The 20,317-nt window shown below is 63.1% G+C and carries 21 protein-coding genes; 15 read left to right on the top strand and 6 right to left on the bottom strand.

The annotated features are described in order from the left end of the window. Positions 1–46 precede the first annotated feature (46 nt). From CO676_RS30585 to CO676_RS30570, 4 genes are all read left to right on the top strand, one after another. A complete protein-coding gene (locus CO676_RS30585; RefSeq protein WP_179875705.1) occupies positions 47–853 on the top strand; it encodes a GNAT family N-acetyltransferase in 807 nt (268 codons plus the stop codon). Positions 854–862: 9 nt separating this feature from the next. Next, complete coding sequence (locus tag CO676_RS30580; RefSeq protein WP_014765678.1) at positions 863–1,270, top strand: (deoxy)nucleoside triphosphate pyrophosphohydrolase; 408 nt, start codon at positions 863–865, stop codon at positions 1,268–1,270. A gap of 260 nt (positions 1,271–1,530) precedes the next feature. After that, on the top strand, positions 1,531–1,851 hold the full coding sequence (locus CO676_RS30575; protein WP_014329520.1) for a hypothetical protein: 321 nt from the start codon (positions 1,531–1,533) through the stop codon (positions 1,849–1,851). A gap of 97 nt (positions 1,852–1,948) precedes the next feature. Then, positions 1,949–2,116, top strand: a complete 168-nt coding sequence (locus tag CO676_RS30570) for a Flp family type IVb pilin (RefSeq protein ID WP_014765677.1) — start codon at positions 1,949–1,951, stop codon at positions 2,114–2,116. Positions 2,117–2,131: 15 nt separating this feature from the next. Here the strand turns inward: CO676_RS30570 and CO676_RS30565 are convergent, their stop codons facing one another. Further along, complete coding sequence (locus CO676_RS30565) at positions 2,132–3,031, bottom strand: methyltransferase domain-containing protein (RefSeq protein WP_097523846.1); 900 nt, start codon at positions 3,029–3,031, stop codon at positions 2,132–2,134. Between the two features lie 58 nt (positions 3,032–3,089). On the opposite strand from CO676_RS30565, the gene CO676_RS30560 reads away from it, so the two are divergent. From CO676_RS30560 to CO676_RS30545, 4 genes are all read left to right on the top strand, one after another. Further along, the gene (locus CO676_RS30560; RefSeq protein ID WP_179875704.1) at positions 3,090–3,866 is read left to right on the top strand and encodes a ComF family protein; all 777 of its coding nucleotides are present in this window, start codon (positions 3,090–3,092) and stop codon (positions 3,864–3,866) included. A gap of 47 nt (positions 3,867–3,913) precedes the next feature. Further along, positions 3,914–4,171 (top strand): glutaredoxin 3, encoded by a 258-nt coding sequence (grxC, locus tag CO676_RS30555; protein ID WP_014765674.1) that lies wholly within the window; start codon positions 3,914–3,916, stop codon positions 4,169–4,171. Between the two features lie 91 nt (positions 4,172–4,262). Continuing rightward, on the top strand, positions 4,263–5,120 hold the full coding sequence (locus CO676_RS30550) for a carbon-nitrogen hydrolase family protein (RefSeq protein ID WP_014765673.1): 858 nt from the start codon (positions 4,263–4,265) through the stop codon (positions 5,118–5,120). After that, complete coding sequence (locus CO676_RS30545) at positions 5,117–5,545, top strand: DUF1178 family protein (RefSeq protein WP_014765672.1); 429 nt, start codon at positions 5,117–5,119, stop codon at positions 5,543–5,545. Before CO676_RS30550 ends, CO676_RS30545 begins: the two co-directional genes overlap by 4 nt. A 43-nt stretch (positions 5,546–5,588) precedes the next feature. Here CO676_RS30545 and CO676_RS30540 read toward each other — a convergent pair whose 3' ends face one another. From CO676_RS30540 to CO676_RS30530, 3 genes are all read right to left on the bottom strand, one after another. Continuing rightward, positions 5,589–5,960 (bottom strand): nuclear transport factor 2 family protein, encoded by a 372-nt coding sequence (locus CO676_RS30540; RefSeq protein ID WP_097523844.1) that lies wholly within the window; start codon positions 5,958–5,960, stop codon positions 5,589–5,591. 84 nt (positions 5,961–6,044) lie between these two features. Then, entirely contained in the window at positions 6,045–6,791 is a 747-nt protein-coding gene (gene ubiG / locus CO676_RS30535; RefSeq protein WP_014765670.1) for a bifunctional 2-polyprenyl-6-hydroxyphenol methylase/3-demethylubiquinol 3-O-methyltransferase UbiG, read from the bottom strand. Between the two features lie 116 nt (positions 6,792–6,907). Continuing rightward, a complete protein-coding gene (locus CO676_RS30530) occupies positions 6,908–7,453 on the bottom strand; it encodes a dihydrofolate reductase family protein (protein WP_097523843.1) in 546 nt (181 codons plus the stop codon). A 156-nt stretch (positions 7,454–7,609) separates the two neighbouring features. Between CO676_RS30530 and CO676_RS30525 the strand changes: the two genes are divergently transcribed. The 7 genes from CO676_RS30525 to clpB all read left to right on the top strand — a co-directional run bounded on the left by CO676_RS30525 (position 7,610) and on the right by clpB (position 17,971). Then, the gene (locus tag CO676_RS30525; protein WP_097523842.1) at positions 7,610–8,134 is read left to right on the top strand and encodes a class I SAM-dependent methyltransferase; all 525 of its coding nucleotides are present in this window, start codon (positions 7,610–7,612) and stop codon (positions 8,132–8,134) included. A 254-nt stretch (positions 8,135–8,388) separates the two neighbouring features. Then, positions 8,389–9,663 carry an aspartate kinase gene (locus CO676_RS30520; RefSeq protein ID WP_014765667.1) on the top strand — a complete coding sequence of 425 codons (1,275 nt, stop codon included), beginning with the start codon at positions 8,389–8,391 and terminating at the stop codon, positions 9,661–9,663. A 92-nt stretch (positions 9,664–9,755) separates the two neighbouring features. Then, positions 9,756–12,023 (top strand): phosphoenolpyruvate--protein phosphotransferase, encoded by a 2,268-nt coding sequence (gene ptsP, locus CO676_RS30515; RefSeq protein WP_014765666.1) that lies wholly within the window; start codon positions 9,756–9,758, stop codon positions 12,021–12,023. An 85-nt stretch (positions 12,024–12,108) separates the two neighbouring features. Continuing rightward, positions 12,109–13,191, top strand: coding sequence for a peptide chain release factor 1 (gene prfA, locus CO676_RS30510; protein WP_097523841.1), 1,083 nt, complete (start codon positions 12,109–12,111; stop codon positions 13,189–13,191). Between the two features lie 7 nt (positions 13,192–13,198). Further along, positions 13,199–14,080, top strand: a complete 882-nt coding sequence (gene prmC, locus CO676_RS30505; RefSeq protein ID WP_097523840.1) for a peptide chain release factor N(5)-glutamine methyltransferase — start codon at positions 13,199–13,201, stop codon at positions 14,078–14,080. A gap of 331 nt (positions 14,081–14,411) precedes the next feature. Next, positions 14,412–15,053 carry a DUF4167 domain-containing protein gene (locus CO676_RS30495; protein WP_097523839.1) on the top strand — a complete coding sequence of 214 codons (642 nt, stop codon included), beginning with the start codon at positions 14,412–14,414 and terminating at the stop codon, positions 15,051–15,053. A 311-nt stretch (positions 15,054–15,364) separates the two neighbouring features. Beyond that, the gene (gene clpB / locus CO676_RS30490) at positions 15,365–17,971 is read left to right on the top strand and encodes an ATP-dependent chaperone ClpB (RefSeq protein ID WP_097523838.1); all 2,607 of its coding nucleotides are present in this window, start codon (positions 15,365–15,367) and stop codon (positions 17,969–17,971) included. A gap of 63 nt (positions 17,972–18,034) precedes the next feature. Here clpB and CO676_RS30485 read toward each other — a convergent pair whose 3' ends face one another. Together CO676_RS30485 and CO676_RS35810 are read right to left on the bottom strand one after the other, a co-directional pair. After that, positions 18,035–19,990 (bottom strand): M23 family metallopeptidase, encoded by a 1,956-nt coding sequence (locus tag CO676_RS30485; protein ID WP_097523837.1) that lies wholly within the window; start codon positions 19,988–19,990, stop codon positions 18,035–18,037. A gap of 142 nt (positions 19,991–20,132) precedes the next feature. Further along, a partial coding sequence (locus CO676_RS35810; RefSeq protein ID WP_210202656.1) for a hypothetical protein occupies positions 20,133–20,317 on the bottom strand: 185 nt, incomplete at its 5' end.

Raw genomic sequence — 20,317 nt, 5'->3', positions numbered from 1 at the left:
CAGCGACCTTTGCGCGTCTGACAAGACGCGCGGCGCTGTAGGGAATATGACATCGAACGACAGACGGCCGCCGGTCGGCGGGGCGGTTGGAGCAAGCATGGTTGATCTTCCGAGTGTCCGGCGGCTCGAAGCGGTGGGTTTCCGCGCCTGGCCTGCGTCCACGGTCCTTTACGACGGCAGCTGGTTGATCCGGCTGACCGCCGGGCATTCCTCCAAGCGCCTGAATTCGATCAATCCGCTCGATCCGTCCGATTACCGCGACATTGGCATCCGGCTCGCGAAAGCGGCGCGGCGCTTTTCCGAACACGGCCGCCCGCTCACCGTCCGGCAGACGCCGCTCACGCCACCGCAACTCATCGCCTACATGGATGGCGAAGGCTGGACTTCCTTCAGCCACAGCCTGCTCATGGAACTCGATCTGACGCAGAGCGAACCCGGCGAGGGCATGGACCACCTGCCGATCAAGGACCTCGGTCGTTTCGTCGATGCCCGGATCCAGATCGGCAATGACGATCCGGCGATCAAGCCGGCACTGACCGAAATCATCACCGCGATCAAACCCGAATGCGGGCTGTTTCTCTTCGAGGATCGCGACATCGGGCCGACGGCCGTGTCGCTCGTCGTTCACGACAACGACCTTGCCGGCATCATGCAGTTCTCGGTCGCCGAGTCGGTCAGGCGCCGGGGCGTCGGCCGGGCGCTGCTCGACGCGTCGCTGCGCTGGGCGCGCCTGCGCGGCGCGAGAAAGGCCTGGCTGCAGGTGGAAGCCGCCAACGCGGCGGCCGTCGCGCTTTACCGCAAGGCCGGCTTCGCAGAGGTCTATCGTTACCTATATCGCGCACCGAGGGTGTAGAGCATGGAAATGCAAAAGAAGAGGATCGTGCTCGTTGCAGCCTGCGCGCTGGTCGACTCGGACGGGCGCATTCTGCTGGCGCAACGGCCCGAGGGAAAGCCGCTTGCCGGTCTCTGGGAGTTCCCCGGCGGCAAGGTCGAGGCCGGCGAAACGCCGGAGGAGACGCTGATCCGCGAACTCGAAGAGGAACTTGGAATCCGCACAAAGGTCGCCTGCCTCGCGCCCCTGACCTTCGCGAGCCACAGCTACGACGATTTCCACCTCTTGATGCCGCTATACGTCTGCCGGCGCTACGAGGGATTTGCCGAGGGGCGCGAGGGCCAGTTGATCAAATGGGTACGCCCCAAGGCACTGCGCGATTATCCGATGCCGCCCGCGGACGAGCCGCTGATCCCGTTCCTGATGGACTTGCTTTAGAAGGATGGCGCAAGCCGGTTTCCGCAGCCTCCGGATTTATGAAATTTGGTGGCGATCGGGGGATAATCCGCCTGTGCGCGTCTCAATTCCCCTAAATTCTAAGATTTATTAATCAAAAGTTTATCACCCTCATCCACAATCGAGCCTATCAGTTTCGGCGCTCCGGTCTATCGGGCGGCGCCGGTTTCGAGCAGCTGTGGTGAGGTCGAAGCTTGGGAAGGGTGCTTCGCCCCGCTCTCTGAGATGTTTGTGAGGCTGGAATGGTGGACGAGGATTTCTGGAGGACAGTTCAGGACAAGGATCTGGTGGCGAGCCAGTCCCGCCGGACGGGCGTGCTCAATCTGTCGCTGCTGTTCGGAACGGCAGTGATCGCGCTGACGCTGATCCTGACGCCGATGCTTTCATCCAAGAGCGACAAGCGGATGCTCGCAAATACGCCGATCGACTACGACAATATTTCCACAGGCTCGATTCCCTCTGGCGGCACCGCGAAGCGGTACACCGTCCGCCGCAGCGTGCTTCAGGAAATGCCCGGCGCCGTCTGCATCATCGATGCAAACGGCAGCAAGAGCGGGTGCTGACCGGCAGTACGTCGCCTCGCTGCTGCGGTTGACCAATAGGGCGGTCGAGCCCGGCCGTCATCGAGGCGCATAGATGCAACGGTGCCTTGGAGGCCGCATGGAAAAGCTGAGACGCCTCGTCCGGAACCAAGACGGCGCCACGGCCGTGGAGTACGGCCTCATCGCAGCGCTGATATCCGTCGGCCTTCTCCTCGGTCTGGAGAGTTTCGGGGCCGGCCTCGAGGAAGTCCTGACCCATATCTCGAACACGATCGAAGCCGCCTAATAGGTCACAGGCGGATCACGACCGCTTTCCCGCACCCTTCAGCGCGTGCTCGCTTACCCCAAGCGCTTCCGACAGCCTCTGCTTCGCCGATCCCGGCTTCAGTGGCTTTTGCTGGCTTTCGTGCGGCGCCCAGCCTGAGACATAGATGATCGAGAAGGTCGCGCGGATCCGGCCATCCGGATCGGAGAAGCGTTCCGCATAGATTTCGGCCGCCCTCAGGAAGAAGCGTCGCGGCATCGGCCTGCGGCTTCGTGCCGCGAGCGGGTTGGTCATGCCCATCGCCCTCAGATCCCTAAGAAGCCCGAAGAGCGAATCGTAGCGAACCGTGTAGGTCTCGGCGTCGGCGACCGGCAGGGCGAATCCCGCACGCTGAAGAAGCGCGCCCATGTCGCGGACATCGGCAAACGGAACCACTCTCGGGCTTGCTCCACCGGTCAGTTCTGCCTCTGCCGCCAACAGGGATTCGCGAAGCTCCTGGAGCGTGCCGCTGCCCGGGATCGCGGCAAGGAACAGCCCGTCCGGCTTGAGGGCGCGACGCGCCTGAATGAAGACTCCAGGCGTATCGTTGGTGAGATGCAACGAGAGCGGCGAGACCAGCAGATGGAGAGACTGCGCTTCGGCCGGGATGCGCTCGAGCGGGGCGACGGTAACCGGAGCAGCGGCCGATCCGAAGCCTTCGTCCGTTTCCACCCGCTCGATGGTCTCGACCTTGCCCGTCTCGGCGAGACGCGCCGCCGTGGCGCCAGTATAGCCGTGCAGTTCCATCGCCTTGTCGAAATGCCGTTCCACCACGCTGACGCGCTCGGCGAGTTCCTGCGCCACGATATCGAGAAGGAAGGTCGCCTTGGCGTCGCCACCCTGCAGCGCGCGACGGCGGTGCGCCTCAACGAGGCTCTGGTCAAAGATGATTTCCACGATACTCTCTCCGAAATCACGGACGCAAAGAAACCCTGAAGGGGATAAAGTCAACCTTATGGAACGGGACGGTTGGAGAAATCGGGCGGAGCGCTGGAAATCGCTGATCAGGGAGATCGGAGCTGCGACGGTCAATCTCGTCTTTCCGCCGGTCTGCTGCGGTTGCGGACGGCTGACCGGCGATGCGCGTGCCGTCTGCCCCTCCTGTTGGGCGGGGCTACGCCTGATAGAGCGACCCTATTGCGAGGTCCTCGGTTCGCCTTTCGCCGTCGATCCGGGCTCGGGCGCCGTTTCTCCCCAAGCGATTGCCAATCCGCCGGTGTTCGACCGGTTGCGTTCCGTTTCCCTTCACGAGGGGATCGCCCGCGATCTGGTGCACGGCCTGAAATATCGCGACCGCACCGATCTCGCCTCGATGATGGCCGAATGGATGATCCGGGCCAGCGATGGCACAGTTGCGGCGGCCGATATGATCGTGCCGGTGCCGCTCCACGCTTTTCGGCTCTGGCGGCGGAAGTTCAACCAGTCGGCGGAGCTCGCTCGCTGCATCTCCGAACGCGCCGGCAAGCCCTATCGACCGGAGACGCTTCACCGTATCAGACGTACCCGCCGGCAGGTCGGGCTCGCCGCGCGGGCACGCGAGGAGAATGTCCGCGGCGCCTTTGCCGTAGCCGAGAGCGCCAGGCCCGGCCTCGAGGGGAAACGCATCGTGCTCGTCGACGACGTCTATACGACGGGCGCAACGGTCTCGGCCGCGACCCGCGCGTTGAAGCGGGCGGGTGCTGGAGACGTTACGGTTTTGACCTTTGCAATGGCGATGCCCGAGCCTATATGACGAAAAAATGTCCGGCGACGATGCCGGTGAAGGAGCAGTTCGGAATCATGGCTTCGGTCGTTATTTATACGCGTCAGTTCTGTGGTTATTGCACGAGAGCGAAGAAGCTTCTGGAGAGCAAGGGCATCGATTTCGTCGAGCACGACGCGACCTATGACCCGTCGCTTCGCCAGACGATGATTGAAAGATCTAATGGCGGCAGGACCTTTCCGCAGATCTTCATCAACGACGTGCCCGTTGGCGGATGTGATGACCTGCATGCGCTCGATCGTGCCGGCAAGCTCGACGAGATGCTCGCCGCTTGAGTTGAGGTGAAGCGCGCAGTATCGCACGAAAGGCGGAAGGAATGATCTGGGTCGCGTCGACTGGTTCCTTTCCGCTGGGGAGAATATGGCAATGACGTTCAAGGCTGCAGCCGTCCAGATGTGTTCCGGCGTCGATCCCGCGAGGAACGTCGAAACGATGGCGAAGCTGGTGCGCGAAGCCGCGTTCCAAGGCGCCAGCTACATCCAGACGCCCGAAATGACCGGTGCCATCCAGCGCGACCGGTCGGGGCTGCGTTCGGTGCTGAGAGACGAAGCCGACGACCCCGTCGTCCAGGAGGCGGCGCATCTTGCCGGCGAGCTTGGCGTCTATCTTCATGTCGGTTCGACGCCGATCGGTCTTACAGATGGTAAGGTTGCCAATCGCGGTTTCCTGTTCGGGCCGGATGGGGAGAAGATCTGCGACTACGACAAGATCCACATGTTCGACGTGGATCTCGACAATGGCGAGAGCTGGCGCGAGAGTGCCGTCTATCGCCCCGGCGCCACCGCGCGCATGGTCGATCTTCCCTTCGCTAAGTTGGGTTTTGCGATCTGCTATGATGTCCGCTTTCCGGAGCTCTTCCGCCAGCAGGCGGTCGCCGGCGCGGAAATCATGTCGGTGCCGGCGGCCTTCACGCGCCAGACCGGCGAGGCACACTGGGAAGTCCTGCTCAGGGCGCGAGCCATCGAGAACGGCCTCTTCGTCGTCGCCGCTGCCCAGGCGGGGCAGCACGAGGACGGGCGGGAGACCTTCGGACATTCGATGATCATCGATCCCTGGGGCAGGGTGCTCGCCCAGGCCGGACCTGCCGGCGAAGCGGTCCTCGTCGCGGAGATCGACGTGGCGGCGGTGAATGGTGCGCGGGCGCGGATCCCCAATTTGAAGAACGCCCGCGATTTCGTCCTCGACGAAGTGGTCCCGACCGGCAAAGGAGGCGTTGCAGCTTGATCCGCTACAATCTCTCCTGCGACAATGGCCATGGTTTCGAAGGCTGGTTTTCGTCGAGCGACGACTTCGACCGACAGGCCAAAAGTCATCTCGTCACCTGTCCCGCCTGTGGTTCCGGCTCCGTCAGCAAGCAGTTGATGGCGCCCACCGTTTCCACGGCGCGCAAGAAGGAAGCCCGGCAGGCGCTGGTCATGGACCAAGCGCAGAAGGAGACGATCGCCAAGCTCAGGGACATGGTGAAAACGATCCGCGCCAACGCCGAAGACGTCGGCGAACGCTTTCCCGAAGAGGCCCGCAAGATCCACTACGGCGAGGCCGATCAACGCGGCTTGATCGGCAAGGCAACGGCGGAAGAGGCAACCGCGCTTCTCGAGGAAGGCATCGAGATCGCGCCGTTGCCGGTGCTTCCGGACGACACGAACTGAGCGCTGCGATGTCGCGAAAGACACGGCGAGTCACTTCGAAGCCCTACTCCACTATTTTCCAGTAGGAGTCCTTGCGGATCACATTGCCGTCGCGAAACGTGTAGAAGTCACAGCCTCGGACTTCCAATCTCGCCCCCTCGCGGGTGGTGCCCGTAAGGGTCCATTTTGAGATGCCGGTATCGGCAGTCGAATCCACGAAATGGTCGGCGTTGCCATAGTGGACATCCGGCAAGCCTTCAAAGCGTGTCGCCAGCGCTGCTCGTACGTCCCGTTTGCCCTCGAAACGAGAACCCCAAGGCTTGCTTCCCCTCGGCATTTCCAAGACACAATCGTCAGCAAAAAACGTCATGATGCGATCAAGATCATGCGCGTTGAAGGCCTCGCAGAGCTCTCTCAGTGTAGACCGAATGTCCATTCGCTCCGCCTCCGTTCGGTGGGAAAGCTGACATTTTACTCGTGCGCGCTCGATGTCCGAAGCGGGCCCCGGTCTATCCTGCTCTCACAGCGGCCGTCTGGCGACCATCATGTAGTTGACGTCCATGTCCTTCGACAGGTTCCACTGATTGGCGAGCGGGTTGAAGAACACGCCGGTGCGGTCGGTGACCTGCATGCCGCTCGCTTCGAGCGGCTTTTCCAGCTCTTCCGGGCGGACCAGCTTTTCGTATTGGTGGGTGCCGCGCGGCAGCCAACGCAGAACGTTCTCGGCAGCGAAAATGGCAAGTGCCGCAGCCTTCAGCGTGCGGTTGATGGTGGCGACGAACATCAGGCCGCCGGGCCGCACCATATGGGCACAGGTGGTCATGAAGAAATCGACATCGGCGACATGCTCGACCACTTCCATGTTGAGGACGATATCGAAGCTCTCGCCGGCTTCGGCGAGCGCTTCGGCGGTCACGGCGCGGTAGTCGACTTTGACGCCGCTGCCAGCCGCATGCGTCTTGGCGATGCCGATATTCTTTTCCGAGGCATCTGCACCCAGCACGTCCGCTCCCATACGCGCCATCGGCTCGGAAAGCAGCCCGCCGCCGCAGCCGATATCGAGAAGGCGCAGGCCGTTCAGTGGCTGCGGGCTCTTCGGATCGCGGCCGAACTGTTCGCACACCCTGTCGCGGACATAGGCGAGGCGGACCGGATTGAACTTATGCAGCGGGCGGAACTTGCCGGTCGGGTCCCACCATTCGGCCGCCATTGCCGAGAAGCGATCCACCTCGCTCTGATCGATGGTCGTGCGTGCCGTCTCGCTCATCGGAGCCTCCTCGTCCGGTTCGGGCGCGGGGCTGCCTGACCTGCCCGACTATCACCCTGTCGATCGTGAAGTCGGACGATCGACAGGAGATGTCAAGGGGCGGCGGTGAGAACCGTTCAGGCCTTCGCAGGCTGGTAGTGCAGGATGACGACGCCGGACTTCAGCGGGCGGACATGGGTAAGCTCCAGCTCGGTGCGCTCGGGGACGTTCTGAAAGAGCGGCGTACCTTTGCCGAGCAGCACCGGATTGATGCCGAGACGGTATTCGTCGACCAATCCCTCGGCCGTGAGCGTCGCGGCAAAATCGGCGCTGCCGAAGATGAAGATCGCGCCGCCATCGCGCCGCTTCAGGCGCTCGACCTCGGCAATGGCATCGCCGGCGACGAGCGTCGTGTTGTTCCAGTCGGCGCTCCCAAGCGTCTTCGAGAAAACGAATTTCTCGATGCCGTTCATGAAGGTGGCGATGTCGCCCTCGGCCGAGGGCCAATAGGCCGCCATCATCTCATAGGTCACTCGGCCGAAGAGCAGCGTGCCGGCCTCCAACTGGGTCTCGCCGATATAGGCGGCAAGCTCGTCTTCGAAGACGAACCAGTCGATGTCGTGTCCCGGTGCCTCGAAGAATCCATCGACGCTGACCATGTCCCACATGATGACCTTGCGCATTGTCCATCCTCCCGTTGAGCGTGGCGGCTCGCTGATGAACTGAGAATGGCAAAACTGAATCACTTTCGCAAGTGGTTTCGTATTGAAATCACTTAGCAGGACTCGTTTGGTGCTAGTCTCAACTGCGAAATCGGTAGTGCAACGGGGGGCGAAGCAATGGCGGATGACCGGATCGGCTGGGCGGTGGAGATGCTTGCACCCAAGCCATCCGAGCGCATTCTCGAGATCGGTTGCGGTCACGGCGTAGCGGCCACGATGGTTTGCGACCGGCTCATCGACGGCCGGATGTTAGCGATCGATCGCTCGGCGGCGATGATCGAAGCAGCGCGACGGCGGAATGCCGCCTTTGTGGCCGCCGGGCGCGCCGAATTTCAAGTTGCGGAACTCGCGCGGGCCGATTTCGGCAACGCTGTTTTCGACAAGGTTTTTGCTCTGCGTGTCGGTATTTTCGCCCGCGGCAACCCGGAACGCGAGCTTTCCGTGCTGCGTCGGCATTTGGCGCCGCAGGGACGGCTCTTTCTGTTTCACGACGAACCGACGCGTGGGGCGCGCGATCTTGTTGGCTGTCTCGAGGCGGGCGTGAGCCGCAATGGCTGGACGGTCCAAGCATGGATGACCCATGAGGCGAAGGGTTGCGACATCGTCTGCGTCGTCGCCGAGGCTCCGGGGCTCGCTATTTAAGTGTTTCGGCTCGCGAAGCCGCGCCGACCGCATCACCAGTTTCCATCCTGGAAGCCGTGCCCTCCTGACGCGCAAGACTTCCTCCGCCCTCCCATTGCACGCCGCCCGCTGATCCGCTAAGAGACGCCGCGACTTTCCGCTCCCCGAAGCGGTGGCTGGCCGATGTCCGAGAAGTCTCTGCTTTTTGATCGTCAGGCGCCGGCGGGAGTGCTGTCGGGCGCAGGCGCGAAACATGTTGGTACGGTAGAGGCGAAATGGCACGCATCGTGATGAAATTCGGCGGGACTTCCGTCGCAGATTTGAACCGCATCCACAATGTCGCCCGCCATGTGAAACGCGAAGTCGAGGCCGGCCACGAGGTTGCAGTCGTCGTTTCCGCGATGTCCGGCAAGACCAACGAACTGGTCGGCTGGGTCGAGAACATGCCGAAGGTGGCGGGCTCGAACGCGCCGTTCTACGACGCCCGCGAATATGATGCGGTTGTGGCCTCCGGCGAGCAGGTGACGTCCGGCTTGCTGGCCATTGCCCTGCAGTCGATGGGTATCAACGCCCGCTCCTGGCAGGGGTGGCAGCTCCCGGTCAAGACCGACAACACCCACGGGGCGGCGCGCATCCTCGACATCAACGGCGCCGACATCATCCGCCGCATGGGCGAGGGTCAGGTGGCCGTCGTCGCTGGTTTCCAGGGCCTCGGTCCGGACAATCGCCTCGCAACGCTCGGCCGCGGCGGTTCGGATACCTCCGCCGTCGCGATTGCCGCTGCCGTCAAGGCCGATCGCTGTGATATCTACACCGACGTCGATGGTGTCTATACGACCGACCCGCGCATCGAGCCGAAGGCGCGGCGATTGAAAAAGGTCGCGTTCGAGGAAATGCTGGAAATGGCCTCCCTCGGCGCCAAGGTCCTGCAGGTGCGCTCGGTCGAGCTCGCCATGGTCCACAAGGTGCGTACCTTCGTGCGCTCTTCTTTCGAGGATCCCGATGCGCCGGGCATGGGTGACCTTCTGAACCCGCCCGGAACGCTGATTTGTGATGAGGATGAGATCGTGGAACAGGAAGTCGTAACCGGCATCGCCTACGCCAAGGATGAAGCTCAGATCTCGCTGCGCCGCCTGGCCGACCGGCCCGGCGTTTCCGCCGCGATCTTCGGGCCGCTCGCCGAAGCGCATATCAACGTCGATATGATCGTCCAGAACATTTCCGAGGACGGCTCCAAGACGGACATGACCTTCACCGTGCCGTCCGGAGACGTCAACAAGGCGCTGAAGGTGCTCTCCGACAACAAGGAGAAGATCGGCTACGACGTCGTCCAGTCGGAATCCGGCCTCGTCAAGGTCTCGGTCATCGGCATCGGCATGCGCAGCCATGCAGGCGTTGCCGCCTCCGCCTTCCGCGCGCTTGCCGACAAGGGCATCAACATCAAGGCGATCACCACCTCCGAGATCAAGATTTCCATCCTGATCGACGGACCATATGCGGAATTGGCGGTTCGCACTTTGCATTCCGCCTACGGTCTGGATAAGAGTTAGACAGCAGGCGTTCGTTTGGGGATTCGCAGCCGGGAAAGGTCGCGCCTCCCGTCACGTGCCGTCGTATATTCTTATTCGGGAGACCCTACGCGATGAGAGACCTTTCCGCGGGTCCGCGCGTTCTCCTCAAGCGGTTGCGCGAGCTCATGGCGGAACCGCTCGAGCCGCAGGAGCGCCTTGACCGGATCGTGCGCCAGATCGCGCAGAACATGGTCGCGGAAGTGTGCTCGGTCTACGTGCTGCGCTCCGACGGCGTGCTTGAGCTCTACGCGACCGAAGGTCTGAACAAGACCGCGGTGCACCTGGCACAACTGAAGATGGGGCAGGGCCTCGTCGGCACGATCGCCGCCTCGGCGCGCCCTCTCAATCTCTCTGACGCGCAGGCGCATCCCGCCTTCACCTATCTTCCGGAGACCGGCGAAGAGATTTACCACTCGTTCCTCGGCGTGCCGATCCTGCGCACCGGCCGCGCACTCGGCGTTCTCGTCGTGCAGAACAAGGCGATGCGCAACTATCGCGAGGACGAGGTCGAGGCGCTCGAGACGACAGCCATGGTGCTTGCCGAGATGGTCGCGACCGGCGAGCTCAAGAAGATCACCAAGCCCGGATTGGAACTCGATCTATCGCGCCCCGTCTCAATCGACGGCAACAGCTATGGCGAAGGCATCGGCCTCGGCTATGTGGTGCTGCACGAGCCGAGGATCGTCGTTACCAACCTGCTCAACGAAGATACGGAGCACGAACTGCAGCGCCTCGCCGAGGCGCTCGGGTCGCTGCGCATCTCGATCGACGACATGCTGTCGAGGCGCGACGTGTCGATGGAGGGCGAGCACCGCGCCGTGCTCGAAACCTACCGCATGTTCGCCCATGACCGCGGCTGGGTGAGAAAGCTCGAGGAAGCGATCCGCAACGGCCTGACGGCGGAGGCGGCGGTCGAGCGGGTGCAAAGCGAGACGAAGGCGCGAATGATCCGCCTGACGGACCCTTATCTCCGCGAGCGGATGCACGATTTCGACGACCTCGCCAATCGGCTGCTGCGCCAGCTCTCCGGGTACGGCGCCAAGTTGTCGGCGGCCGACTTCCCGAACGACGCGATCATCGTGGCGCGCGCCATGGGTGCCGCCGAATTGCTCGACTATCCGCGCGAGAACGTCCGCGGCCTCGTGCTGGAGGAGGGCGCCGTCACCAGCCATGTGGTGATCGTCGCACGCGCCATGGGCATTCCGGTCGTCGGCCAGGCGGCGGGCGCCGTGGCGCTTGCCGAAAACCGCGACGCGATCATCGTCGATGGCGACGACGCGAAGGTGCATTTGCGGCCGGTCGCCGACCTGCAGCGGTCCTATGAGGAAAAGGTGCGCTTCCGCGCCCGCCGCCAGGCGCAGTTCAGGGCGCTGAAGGACGTCGAGCCGCTGACGAAGGACGGCAAGCGCATCACCCTGCAGATGAATGCCGGGCTTTTGGTCGATCTGCCGCATCTCAACGAAGCAGGCGCCGAAGGAATCGGTCTCTTCCGCACCGAGCTGCAGTTCATGATCGCCTCGACCATGCCGAAGGCGGAGGAACAGGAAGCCTTCTACCGCAATGTTCTGAAACAGACGGGCGGCAAGCCGGTGACCTTCCGCACGCTCGACATCGGCGGCGACAAGGTCGTTCCCTATTTCCGCGCGGCAGAGGAGGAAAATCCGGCGCTCGGCTGGCGCGCCATCCGGCTTTCGCTCGACCGGCCGGGTCTGCTGCGTACCCAGTTCCGGGCGATGCTGCGCGCAGCCGCCGGCGCCGAGTTCAAGCTGATGCTGCCGATGGTGACGGAGGTGGCGGAGCTCAAGGTCGCGCGCGAGCTTTTGCAGAAGGAGATCGAGCGGCAGTCGAAGCTCGGCGAGCAATTGCCGCGCAAACTGCAGTTCGGGGCGATGCTGGAGGTCCCGGCTCTGCTCTGGCAGCTCGACGAGCTGATGGCCGAGGTAGATTTCGTTTCGGTCGGCTCGAATGATCTCTTCCAGTTCGCCATGGCGGTCGATCGTGGCAATGCGCGCGTTTCCGATCGTTTCGACATTCTCGGCCGTCCGTTCTTGAGAATGCTGCGTGACATCGTGCGCGCCGGCGAACGCAACGGCACGCCGGTGACGCTCTGCGGGGAGATGGCGAGCAAACCGCTTTCGGCCATGGCGCTGCTCGGGATAGGCTTCCGGTCGGTCTCCATGTCGCCGACCGCCGTCGGTCCGGTCAAGGCCATGCTGCTCGCGCTCGATGCAGACAAGCTGGCCGAAGTCCTGAACGCGGCCCTGGACGACGTAAAATCCGAGGCGCCAGTCCGCCAGCTTCTGGTCGATTTCGCGGCGGCCAACGGCATACCGGTATAGATTGACTGAGAGCGTCGTTGTCCTCGTCCGGACCAGGCTCGGACGAGGCGGACGCATTTGGAACGACACGTGTTTGGGGTGAGAGTTGGCAAAGCTTCCTGTTGAAAAGATGCGCGAGCTCGAACGGCGATTCGCAGAGATCGAGGCGCGGATGTCCGAAGGCCCCGCCGCCGATGTCTATGTGAAGCTCGCATCCGAATATTCCGAGCTTCAGCCGGTCGTGACGAAGATTCGCGCCTATGAGAAGGCGGGGGCCGAGCTTGCCGATATCGAGATCATGCTCGCCGACCGCGGTACGGACAAGGAGATGCGCGACCTCGCGGACATGGAAAAACCCGAGGTGGAGGAGCGGATCGAGGCGCTTGAGCAGGAGATCCAAATCCTGCTCTTGCCGAAGGACGCGGCCGACGAAAAGAGCGCAATCCTCGAAATCCGTGCCGGCACCGGCGGCTCGGAAGCGGCGCTCTTTGCCGGCGACCTTTTCCGCATGTACGAGCGCTATGCCGCGAGCAAGGGCTGGCGGGTCGAAGTGCTCTCGGCGAGCGAGGGGGAGGCCGGAGGTTACAAGGAAATCATTGCGACGGTTTCCGGGCGCGGCGTGTTCTCCCGACTGAAGTTCGAGTCCGGCGTCCACCGGGTGCAGCGCGTGCCGGAGACGGAAGCGAGCGGCCGCATTCACACGTCGGCGGCGACTGTTGCCGTCCTGCCGGAGGCGGAGGAGATCGACATCGAGGTCCGCCCCGAGGATATCCGCATTGATACGATGCGCTCTTCGGGAGCGGGCGGTCAGCACGTCAACACCACCGATTCGGCGGTCCGCATCACCCATCTTCCGACCGGCATCGTCGTCACCAGCTCGGAAAAGTCGCAGCACCAGAACCGCGCCAAGGCCATGCAGGTGCTGCGCTCGCGGCTCTTTGACATGGAGCGTCAACGCGCCGATAGCGAACGGTCCGCCGACCGCAAGAGCCAGGTGGGATCCGGCGACCGTTCGGAGCGCATCCGCACCTATAATTTCCCGCAGGGCCGCCTGACCGACCACCGCATCAACCTGACGCTCTACAAGCTCGACCGGATGATGGAGGGCGAAATCGACGAGGTCGTCGACGCCCTGCTCGCGGACCACCAGGCAAGCCAACTCGCCCTTCTCGGCGAACGGCAGAATTGAGCGGGCGATGTCCGAGACACTGGACAGGCTGCTTGCCGAGAGCCGCGATCGGTTGAAGGCAGCCGGCCTCGACGGAGCTGCGGTCGATGCCCGCCACCTGATCTCCGGTCTCCTCGGCCTGTCGCTCGCCGGCCTGATGGCGCGGGGAGGGGAGACGGTCAGCCCGGCAGATGCAGCGCGTATCCGTGCTGCCGTCGAGCGCCGCGTGGCGCGCGAGCCGGTCTATCGCATCCTCGGCGAGCGCGAGTTCCATGGACTGACCTTCACGCTTTCGAAAGAAACGCTGGAACCGCGGCCGGATACCGAAACGCTCGTCGATTGCCTGATACCCCACGTGCGTCGGATTGCCGCGAGCAAAGGAAGCTGCCGGCTCATCGATCTCGGAACAGGCACCGGGGCGATTTGCCTCGCTCTTCTCGCCGCGGTACTTGACGCGCGGGGCCTCGGTACCGATATATCGGAAGACGCCTTGGCGACGGCACGCGAAAACGCGAAGAGGAACGGGCTCGCCGAACGGTTCCAGAGCCTTCGAAGCGACTGGTTCGAGGCAGTGGAAGGGCGGTTCGACATCATCGTCTCAAATCCGCCGTATATCCGTTCCAATGTCGTAGCTGAGCTTGAGCCGGAAGTGAGATACTACGATCCGGCAGCCGCCTTGGATGGCGGCAATGACGGGCTTGATGCCTACCGTGCCATCGCTCTTCACGCCGGACGACACCTTGAACCGGACGGCGTAATAGGCTTGGAAATCGGTTTCGACCAAAAGCAGGCTGTAGCGGCGCTCTTCGAGACGCAGGGCTTTTGCTTGCTTGAGAGTTCGAAGGACTTCGGCGGCAACGACCGAGTCCTGATATTCGGGCAGGACGTTGAACGCAGCAACGACCGTTGAAAAAATGCTGCACTCGCGCTTCTCTTTTCTCGAAGAGCAAAGAAAGGGCTTGGAATCCCCAAGGAAGCCGGCTAGTTTGCGCCCACGCACTGGGCAGAAGGTCATGGACCAAAGATTCGTTCCAGTATGACCTGGCCGCGGGGGTTGCTCTCAAGAAAGAGTTGCTAGGGTTCGACAGTGCCTTGTGCGGGTATCTGTTAATTTGACGTCAGCCGGCGCCGGGATCGCAAACAGGCGGTCTGCCGTGGCGCGTGTTTTCTCGGGCGCGGACAATCCGGCCGGGATCGGAACATATGATCATCATTAGCAAGAAAATTCAGGTGAATGGACTATGAGGCCAGGACAGCAGAACAAGCGCGGCCGTGGGCGGAATAACAACAACGGAAGCAACAACAACAATAACAACAACCGCAAGGGATCCAATCCCTTGACGCGGACCTACGACAGCTCCGGCCCGGACGTGAAAATTCGCGGTACCGCCCAGCATATCGCCGAGAAATATTCAGCGCTTGCGCGCGACGCCCAGAGTTCCGGCGATCGTGTGATGGCAGAAAACTATCTGCAGCATGCCGAGCACTATAACCGCATCATTGCGGCGGCACAGGCGCAGATGCAGGACCGCTTCCAGCGCGAAGAACGCCAGGACTACCAGGACCGCGATAGCGACCGCGACCAGGACGATCTGGATCAGGGCTATGGCGAGCCGACTCCGGTCGCCGCTGCGCCTGTTGCGGCGGCGGCACCGAGCGAGCCGCAACCGGTTATCGACGGCTCCGGCCCGCAGCCGGTGATCGAAGGCGTGCCCGCCGAAGTCGCGATGGACGAGGAAACGTCGGCGGCTTCCGGTCGCTCGGCAACGCGCCGCCGCTCTGCATCCCGGCCGCGTCGCCAGCCGCGCCGCAATGGCGCGGACGAGCCTGCGGCTGAAGGCCAGCCTGCCGGCGACGCTGCGGCTCTGGCGGCATCGGAATAGGCGCTACGTAGATCCTCGAGGTCTTTCAATCTGCAAGCCCGGCCCAACGGCCGGGCTTCGTGCATCGGTCAAATGCCTGCCCCTGGCTCGGTCGCCCCAACCGGCGTCCCCTTGTATCCGAGAGTTTTCGCCGAAGGCCGCCTTCGGCTACCCTTTAATTTCCAAAAATATCGCCCCATATTCGCTTCGAAGGCTCGATTCCGCGCGATGCGAGGACGAGACGAGATGACAGGCTTGCCGAATGCGGGAGCCTAATCCTGAAACGCCGGCCAGTGCCACGACGATGGGCTAGCCGGGCTATGGAGGTGAGCATGAATATCGAGAAATATTCCGAGCGCGTCCGGGGCTTCCTGCAATCCGCGCAGACCTATGCCTTGGCCGAAGGACACCAGCAATTCACGCCGGAACACGTCCTCAAGGTATTGCTCGACGACGATCAAGGCATGGCGGCTTCGCTCATCGAACGCGCCGGCGGCGATGCCCGCGAGGCGCGTGCCGGCACGGCCGCGGCCCTGGCCAAGCTTCCGAAAGTGACGGGCGGCAGTGGATCCGTCTATCTGTCGCAGCCGCTCGCCAAGGTTTTCACTGCTGCGGAAGAGGCGGCCAAGAAAGCCGGCGACAGCTTCGTGACCGTCGAGCGCCTGCTTCTGGCGCTTGCGATCGAAGGCTCGGCCGCGACGGCATCGATCCTGACCAAAGCGGGCGTCACCCCGACGAAGCTCAACCAGATCATCAATGAGATCCGCAAGGGCCGGACAGCCGATAGCGCCAATGCCGAGCAGGGCTTCGATTCGCTGAAGAAATACGCGCGCGACCTCACCGAGGAAGCGCGGGACGGCAAGCTCGACCCGGTGATCGGCCGCGACGACGAAATCCGCCGCACGATCCAGGTGCTGTCGCGCCGCACCAAGAACAATCCGGTGCTGATCGGTGAGCCGGGCGTCGGCAAGACGGCGATCGCCGAAGGCCTGGCGCTGAGGATCGTCGATGGCGACGTGCCGGAGAGCCTCAAGGACAAGCGGCTGATGGCCCTCGACATGGGCGCGCTGATTGCCGGTGCGAAGTACCGCGGTGAGTTCGAAGAGCGGCTCAAGGCGGTGCTCAACGAGGTGCGTGCCGAGGAGGGCGAGATCATCCTCTTCATCGACGAAATGCATACGCTGGTCGGCGCCGGCAAGGCGGACGGGGCGATGGACGCTTCGAACCTCCTGAAGCCTGCGCTGGCGCGCGGCGAGTTGCACTGCGTCGGTGCGACGACGCTCGACGAATACCGCAAGCATGTCGAGAAGGATGCGGCGCTTGCCCGCCGGTTCCAGCCGGTAATGGTCGAGGAGCCGACGGTCGAGGACACGATCTCGATCCTGCGCGGCCTCAAGGAAAAATACGAGCAGCACCACAAAGTGCGGATCTCCGATTCCGCCCTGGTCGCCGCGGCGACCCTTTCCAACCGCTACATCACCGACCGTTTCCTGCCCGACAAGGCAATCGACCTCATGGACGAGGCGGCGTCACGGCTCAGGATGCAGGTCGATTCCAAGCCGGAGGAACTCGACGAGCTCGACCGGCGTGTCATCCAGCTGAAGATCGAGCGCGAGGCTCTGAAGAAGGAGACCGACGTCTCGTCAAAGGACCGTCTTGAGAAGCTGGAGCTCGACCTTGCGACGCTTGAGGAGCAGGCGGCGACGCTGACGGCCCGCTGGCAGGCGGAGAAGCATAAGCTCGGCCGGGCGGCCGACCTCAAGAAGCAGCTCGACGAGGCGCGCAACGAGCTGCAGATCGTCCAGCGCAAGGGTGAATTCCAGCGGGCCGGCGAGCTTGCCTATGGCGTCATCCCGAATCTCGAGAAGGAGCTTGCCGAGGCAGAGAGCCGTGACGCCTCGAGCGACAATGCCATGGTGCAGGAGGTCGTCACGCCCGACAACATCGCCCATATCGTCTCGCGCTGGACCGGCATTCCGGTCGACAAGATGCTCGAAGGCGAGCGCGAAAAGCTGCTCAGGATGGAAGACGAGCTGGCGAAATGGGTCGTCGGCCAAGGCGATGCCGTCCAGGCGGTATCCCGTGCCGTCCGCCGCGCCCGCGCGGGCCTTCAGGACCCGAATCGGCCGATCGGCTCGTTCATCTTCCTCGGCCCCACTGGCGTCGGCAAGACGGAGCTTACCAAGGCGCTCGCGCGCTTCCTGTTCGACGACGAGACGGCACTGATGCGGATCGACATGTCGGAATACATGGAGAAGCACTCGGTCGCCCGGCTGATCGGCGCGCCTCCCGGCTATGTCGGCTACGAGGAGGGCGGTGCCCTGACCGAGTCCGTCCGGCGGCGGCCCTATCAGGTCGTGCTGTTCGACGAGATCGAGAAGGCACACCCGGATGTCTTCAACGTGCTCCTGCAGGTCCTAGACGATGGCCGTCTGACCGATGGTCAGGGACGCACCGTCGACTTCAAGAACACGATGATCATCATGACGTCGAATCTCGGCGCCGAATACCTGACCGGGCTCGGCGAGAACGAGGACAGCGACGCGGTCCGCGACCAGGTGATGGAGGTGGTGCGGGCCGCCTTCCGCCCGGAATTCCTGAACCGCGTCGACGAGATAATCCTGTTCCACCGGCTGCGTCGGTCGGAAATGGGCGCGATCGTCGATATCCAGCTCGGACGGCTGCGCAAGCTGCTCGGCGAGAGGAAGATCACCCTGGAACTCGAGGACGAGGCGCGGGCTTTCCTTGCCGACAAGGGCTACGACCCGGCCTATGGTGCGCGGCCGCTGAAGCGGGCGATCCAGAAATATCTGCAGGACCCGCTGGCGGAGAAGATGCTGCAGGGCGAGTTCCCGGACGGATCGGCGATCAAGATCGTTGCCGGTTCCGACCGGCTGAACTTCAAGCGTGGCACGGCTACCGCCAAGGAAGCCGCGTAATCCCGTCTCCAGAAACGCGAAGAGGCCGCCGTCAAACGGCGGCCTTTTCGTGTCTGGAAAGACCTACTGGCTTGCAACCTCGCTCGGGTCGTCCTTGCCGAGCAGTTCGTCGATACGCTCGCGCTCCGTCTCGAACTTCGCGAGCACCTCGCCGGACAGCGACTTGCCGCCCGGCAGGCGGATGCGCAACGGGTCGACCTTGTTGCCGTTGACGATCAGCTCGTAGTGGAGATGCGGGCCGGTCGACAGACCGGTGGTCCCGACCCAGCCGATCACCTGGCCCTGCACGACTTTTGTCCCCGGCTTGACGTTCTTGGCGATGGCGCTCTGGTGGTTGTAGGACGACACGTAACCATTGGCGTGGCGGACCAGCGTCTGGTTCCCGTAGCCGCCGGAGTCCCAGCCTGCCTTTTCGACGACGCCGTTGCCGGCGGCGATGATCGGCGTACCGCGCGGCGCCGACCAGTCGACGCCGGTATGCATGCGCGAGAAACCGAGGATCGGGTGGCGGCGCATGCCGAAGCCGGAACGGAAGTGGCCGTTCGGAACCGGATTGCGCAACAGGAACTGGCGGATGCTCTTGCCGTCCTCGTTGAAATAATCGATCGAATTGTCGTCGGGGTCCTGGAAGCGGTAGAACCGCGTTTCGGCATCGCCGAACTTGGCATCGACGTAGAGAAGTTCGGACTCCTCCGTCGCCTGCCCGCTCTCATCGGTGACCGAGAAGAAGGCTTCCAGCGAATCCGTCGGCTTGAGCTGCGCCTGGAAGTCGACATTGCTCGCCAGCAGCTTGACGATCAGCGAGATCATCTCGGCGTTCATGCCGTAGGAGAGGGCGGCCCGATAGATGCCGTCATAGACGCGCGGCAGATCGTGACCGCTGGTTACGACCGGCGTTCCGGTATCGTCAAAGGCAGTGGCGACGGCATCGAGCTTGGGGGGCTCCGCTCCGGGTACGAAACGACCGCGATCGTCGACCGCCATCGTCAGCACGTGCCGGTTGCGCGAATAGATTGTCGCCCGGACGATCCTGGCTTCCTCGCCCTTCTGGATGATGCCGATGCGCAGCACATCACCGGGGCCAAGTTCCTTGGCACCAAGCGACGCTTCGATATAACCGGCTGCGTCCTCGGCCTGGGCCTTGGCGTAGCCCGCATTCACGAGCACTGTGGCGATCGGCGTGGCACGGCGCACCGGGATGACGTCGTCGGCATATTCGGTGCTCTGCTCGGTGATGGTCTCGTGGGTCGAGACGGTCATGTTCTCCTCGACGATCCGAGCCGAGAGGCCTTGGATCAAGTCGAGGTTGTCGGTGTCGGAAGCGAAGCGCTGCGGATCGACATAGAACAGGGAAGCGACCTGGGTGTTGCCCTCGGTCAGTACGGAACCGTTGGTCCGGACATTCTCCTCCACTTCGTCGAGCGACATCGACGGGGCGAAGCTGAAACCGGATCCCTTCACCGGAAAATTGACGGTCTTCAGCGCCACTTCGGATTCGACGTCGGAGCCGTAGATGGTGCCGGTTTTTGCCGGCGGCGGCTCGGCCTCTGCCTCGTCCGTGGAGAAGATCGCCAGCGGATCGAAAGCGGGATAATCCTCGGAAGCCTGGTGGTTGGCGGCGAGCGCCATTTTGACGTGGACGAAAGGCCGGCGGCGGACCACTTCCTTCTCGCCGTCATGGATCATCGTCGAGACTTCCATGACGGTCTTGTCCGCCGGCTTGGCGACGATGTTGGGCGACAGGATCCGGTTGCCCCGCTTGGCGGCACTGATCGGCGCTGCGCCGGGCGCGGCAGGATCGAGCGCGGCGAAGGCTTCGGCCGGGATCGCCAGCTGCTGGCGGCCGTCGAGCGCGGCGAAAAGCGCCACTCCCATCAGCAGGCTCGAGGTGATGCCGGTCAGGAACGTGCCCGACAGCCAGCGCATGGAGATCTCGCGCCGGTCCGGCGCGCGCCGTCCATCCGCAAGGATCGGCGGTTGATCGCCGAGCGACCGCAGCATGTTCCTATTGCTGATCATGCCAAACTGGAGGTCCCCGATTACTCTTGCCGTATTCTTAACGTCGATACGTTGCGCGAAAGATGTGCATGTTCCGTGCGCCGAAGTCAAATCGCACGCCGGGAAAGGCCGTCCGGCGCGGCGCCCTGAACGTCGAGTTCGCTTAGATCGGTCGATTGTGAAGAAGTGAAGGCGGAATTGGTTGTCCACAGGGGGCGATCAGCCCCGAAAAAAGAATCTGCAGCCCGCAAAGCCTCAGGTTCTCGGCCTTTGTCAGAAAACTGTCATTTTTTTTGAAGAAGTCTGTTGACGTGTTGGAGGTGGTGGGTCTATAAGCCCGATCACTGA

Origin of the sequence: Sinorhizobium sp. BJ1, from assembly GCF_002531555.1 — a bacterium.
GTDB lineage: Bacteria > Pseudomonadota > Alphaproteobacteria > Rhizobiales > Rhizobiaceae > Sinorhizobium > Sinorhizobium fredii_B.
Note: the sequence above shows the minus strand (reverse complement) of the source record. Positions and strands in the feature narration are given on the sequence as shown.

What these genes read in the sequence shown, in the direction of transcription:
- grxC (WP_014765674.1), top strand. Translation starts at nt 3,914, where the DNA reads ATGGCTTCGGTCGTTATTTATACGCGTCAGTTCTGTGGTTATTGCACG.
- CO676_RS30570 (WP_014765677.1), top strand. Translation starts at nt 1,949, where the DNA reads ATGGAAAAGCTGAGACGCCTCGTCCGGAACCAAGACGGCGCCACGGCC.
- CO676_RS30585 (WP_179875705.1), top strand. Translation starts at nt 47, where the DNA reads ATGACATCGAACGACAGACGGCCGCCGGTCGGCGGGGCGGTTGGAGCA.
- CO676_RS30575 (WP_014329520.1), top strand. Translation starts at nt 1,531, where the DNA reads ATGGTGGACGAGGATTTCTGGAGGACAGTTCAGGACAAGGATCTGGTG.
- CO676_RS30560 (WP_179875704.1), top strand. Translation starts at nt 3,090, where the DNA reads ATGGAACGGGACGGTTGGAGAAATCGGGCGGAGCGCTGGAAATCGCTG.
- prmC (WP_097523840.1), top strand. Translation starts at nt 13,199, where the DNA reads ATGTCCGAGACACTGGACAGGCTGCTTGCCGAGAGCCGCGATCGGTTG.
- CO676_RS30485 (WP_097523837.1), bottom strand. Translation starts at nt 19,990, where the DNA reads ATGATCAGCAATAGGAACATGCTGCGGTCGCTCGGCGATCAACCGCCG.
- ubiG (WP_014765670.1), bottom strand. Translation starts at nt 6,791, where the DNA reads ATGAGCGAGACGGCACGCACGACCATCGATCAGAGCGAGGTGGATCGC.
- CO676_RS30495 (WP_097523839.1), top strand. Translation starts at nt 14,412, where the DNA reads ATGAGGCCAGGACAGCAGAACAAGCGCGGCCGTGGGCGGAATAACAAC.
- CO676_RS30520 (WP_014765667.1), top strand. Translation starts at nt 8,389, where the DNA reads ATGGCACGCATCGTGATGAAATTCGGCGGGACTTCCGTCGCAGATTTG.
- clpB (WP_097523838.1), top strand. Translation starts at nt 15,365, where the DNA reads ATGAATATCGAGAAATATTCCGAGCGCGTCCGGGGCTTCCTGCAATCC.
- CO676_RS30540 (WP_097523844.1), bottom strand. Translation starts at nt 5,960, where the DNA reads ATGGACATTCGGTCTACACTGAGAGAGCTCTGCGAGGCCTTCAACGCG.
- CO676_RS30550 (WP_014765673.1), top strand. Translation starts at nt 4,263, where the DNA reads ATGACGTTCAAGGCTGCAGCCGTCCAGATGTGTTCCGGCGTCGATCCC.
- ptsP (WP_014765666.1), top strand. Translation starts at nt 9,756, where the DNA reads ATGAGAGACCTTTCCGCGGGTCCGCGCGTTCTCCTCAAGCGGTTGCGC.
- CO676_RS30580 (WP_014765678.1), top strand. Translation starts at nt 863, where the DNA reads ATGCAAAAGAAGAGGATCGTGCTCGTTGCAGCCTGCGCGCTGGTCGAC.
- CO676_RS30525 (WP_097523842.1), top strand. Translation starts at nt 7,610, where the DNA reads ATGGCGGATGACCGGATCGGCTGGGCGGTGGAGATGCTTGCACCCAAG.
- CO676_RS30530 (WP_097523843.1), bottom strand. Translation starts at nt 7,453, where the DNA reads ATGCGCAAGGTCATCATGTGGGACATGGTCAGCGTCGATGGATTCTTC.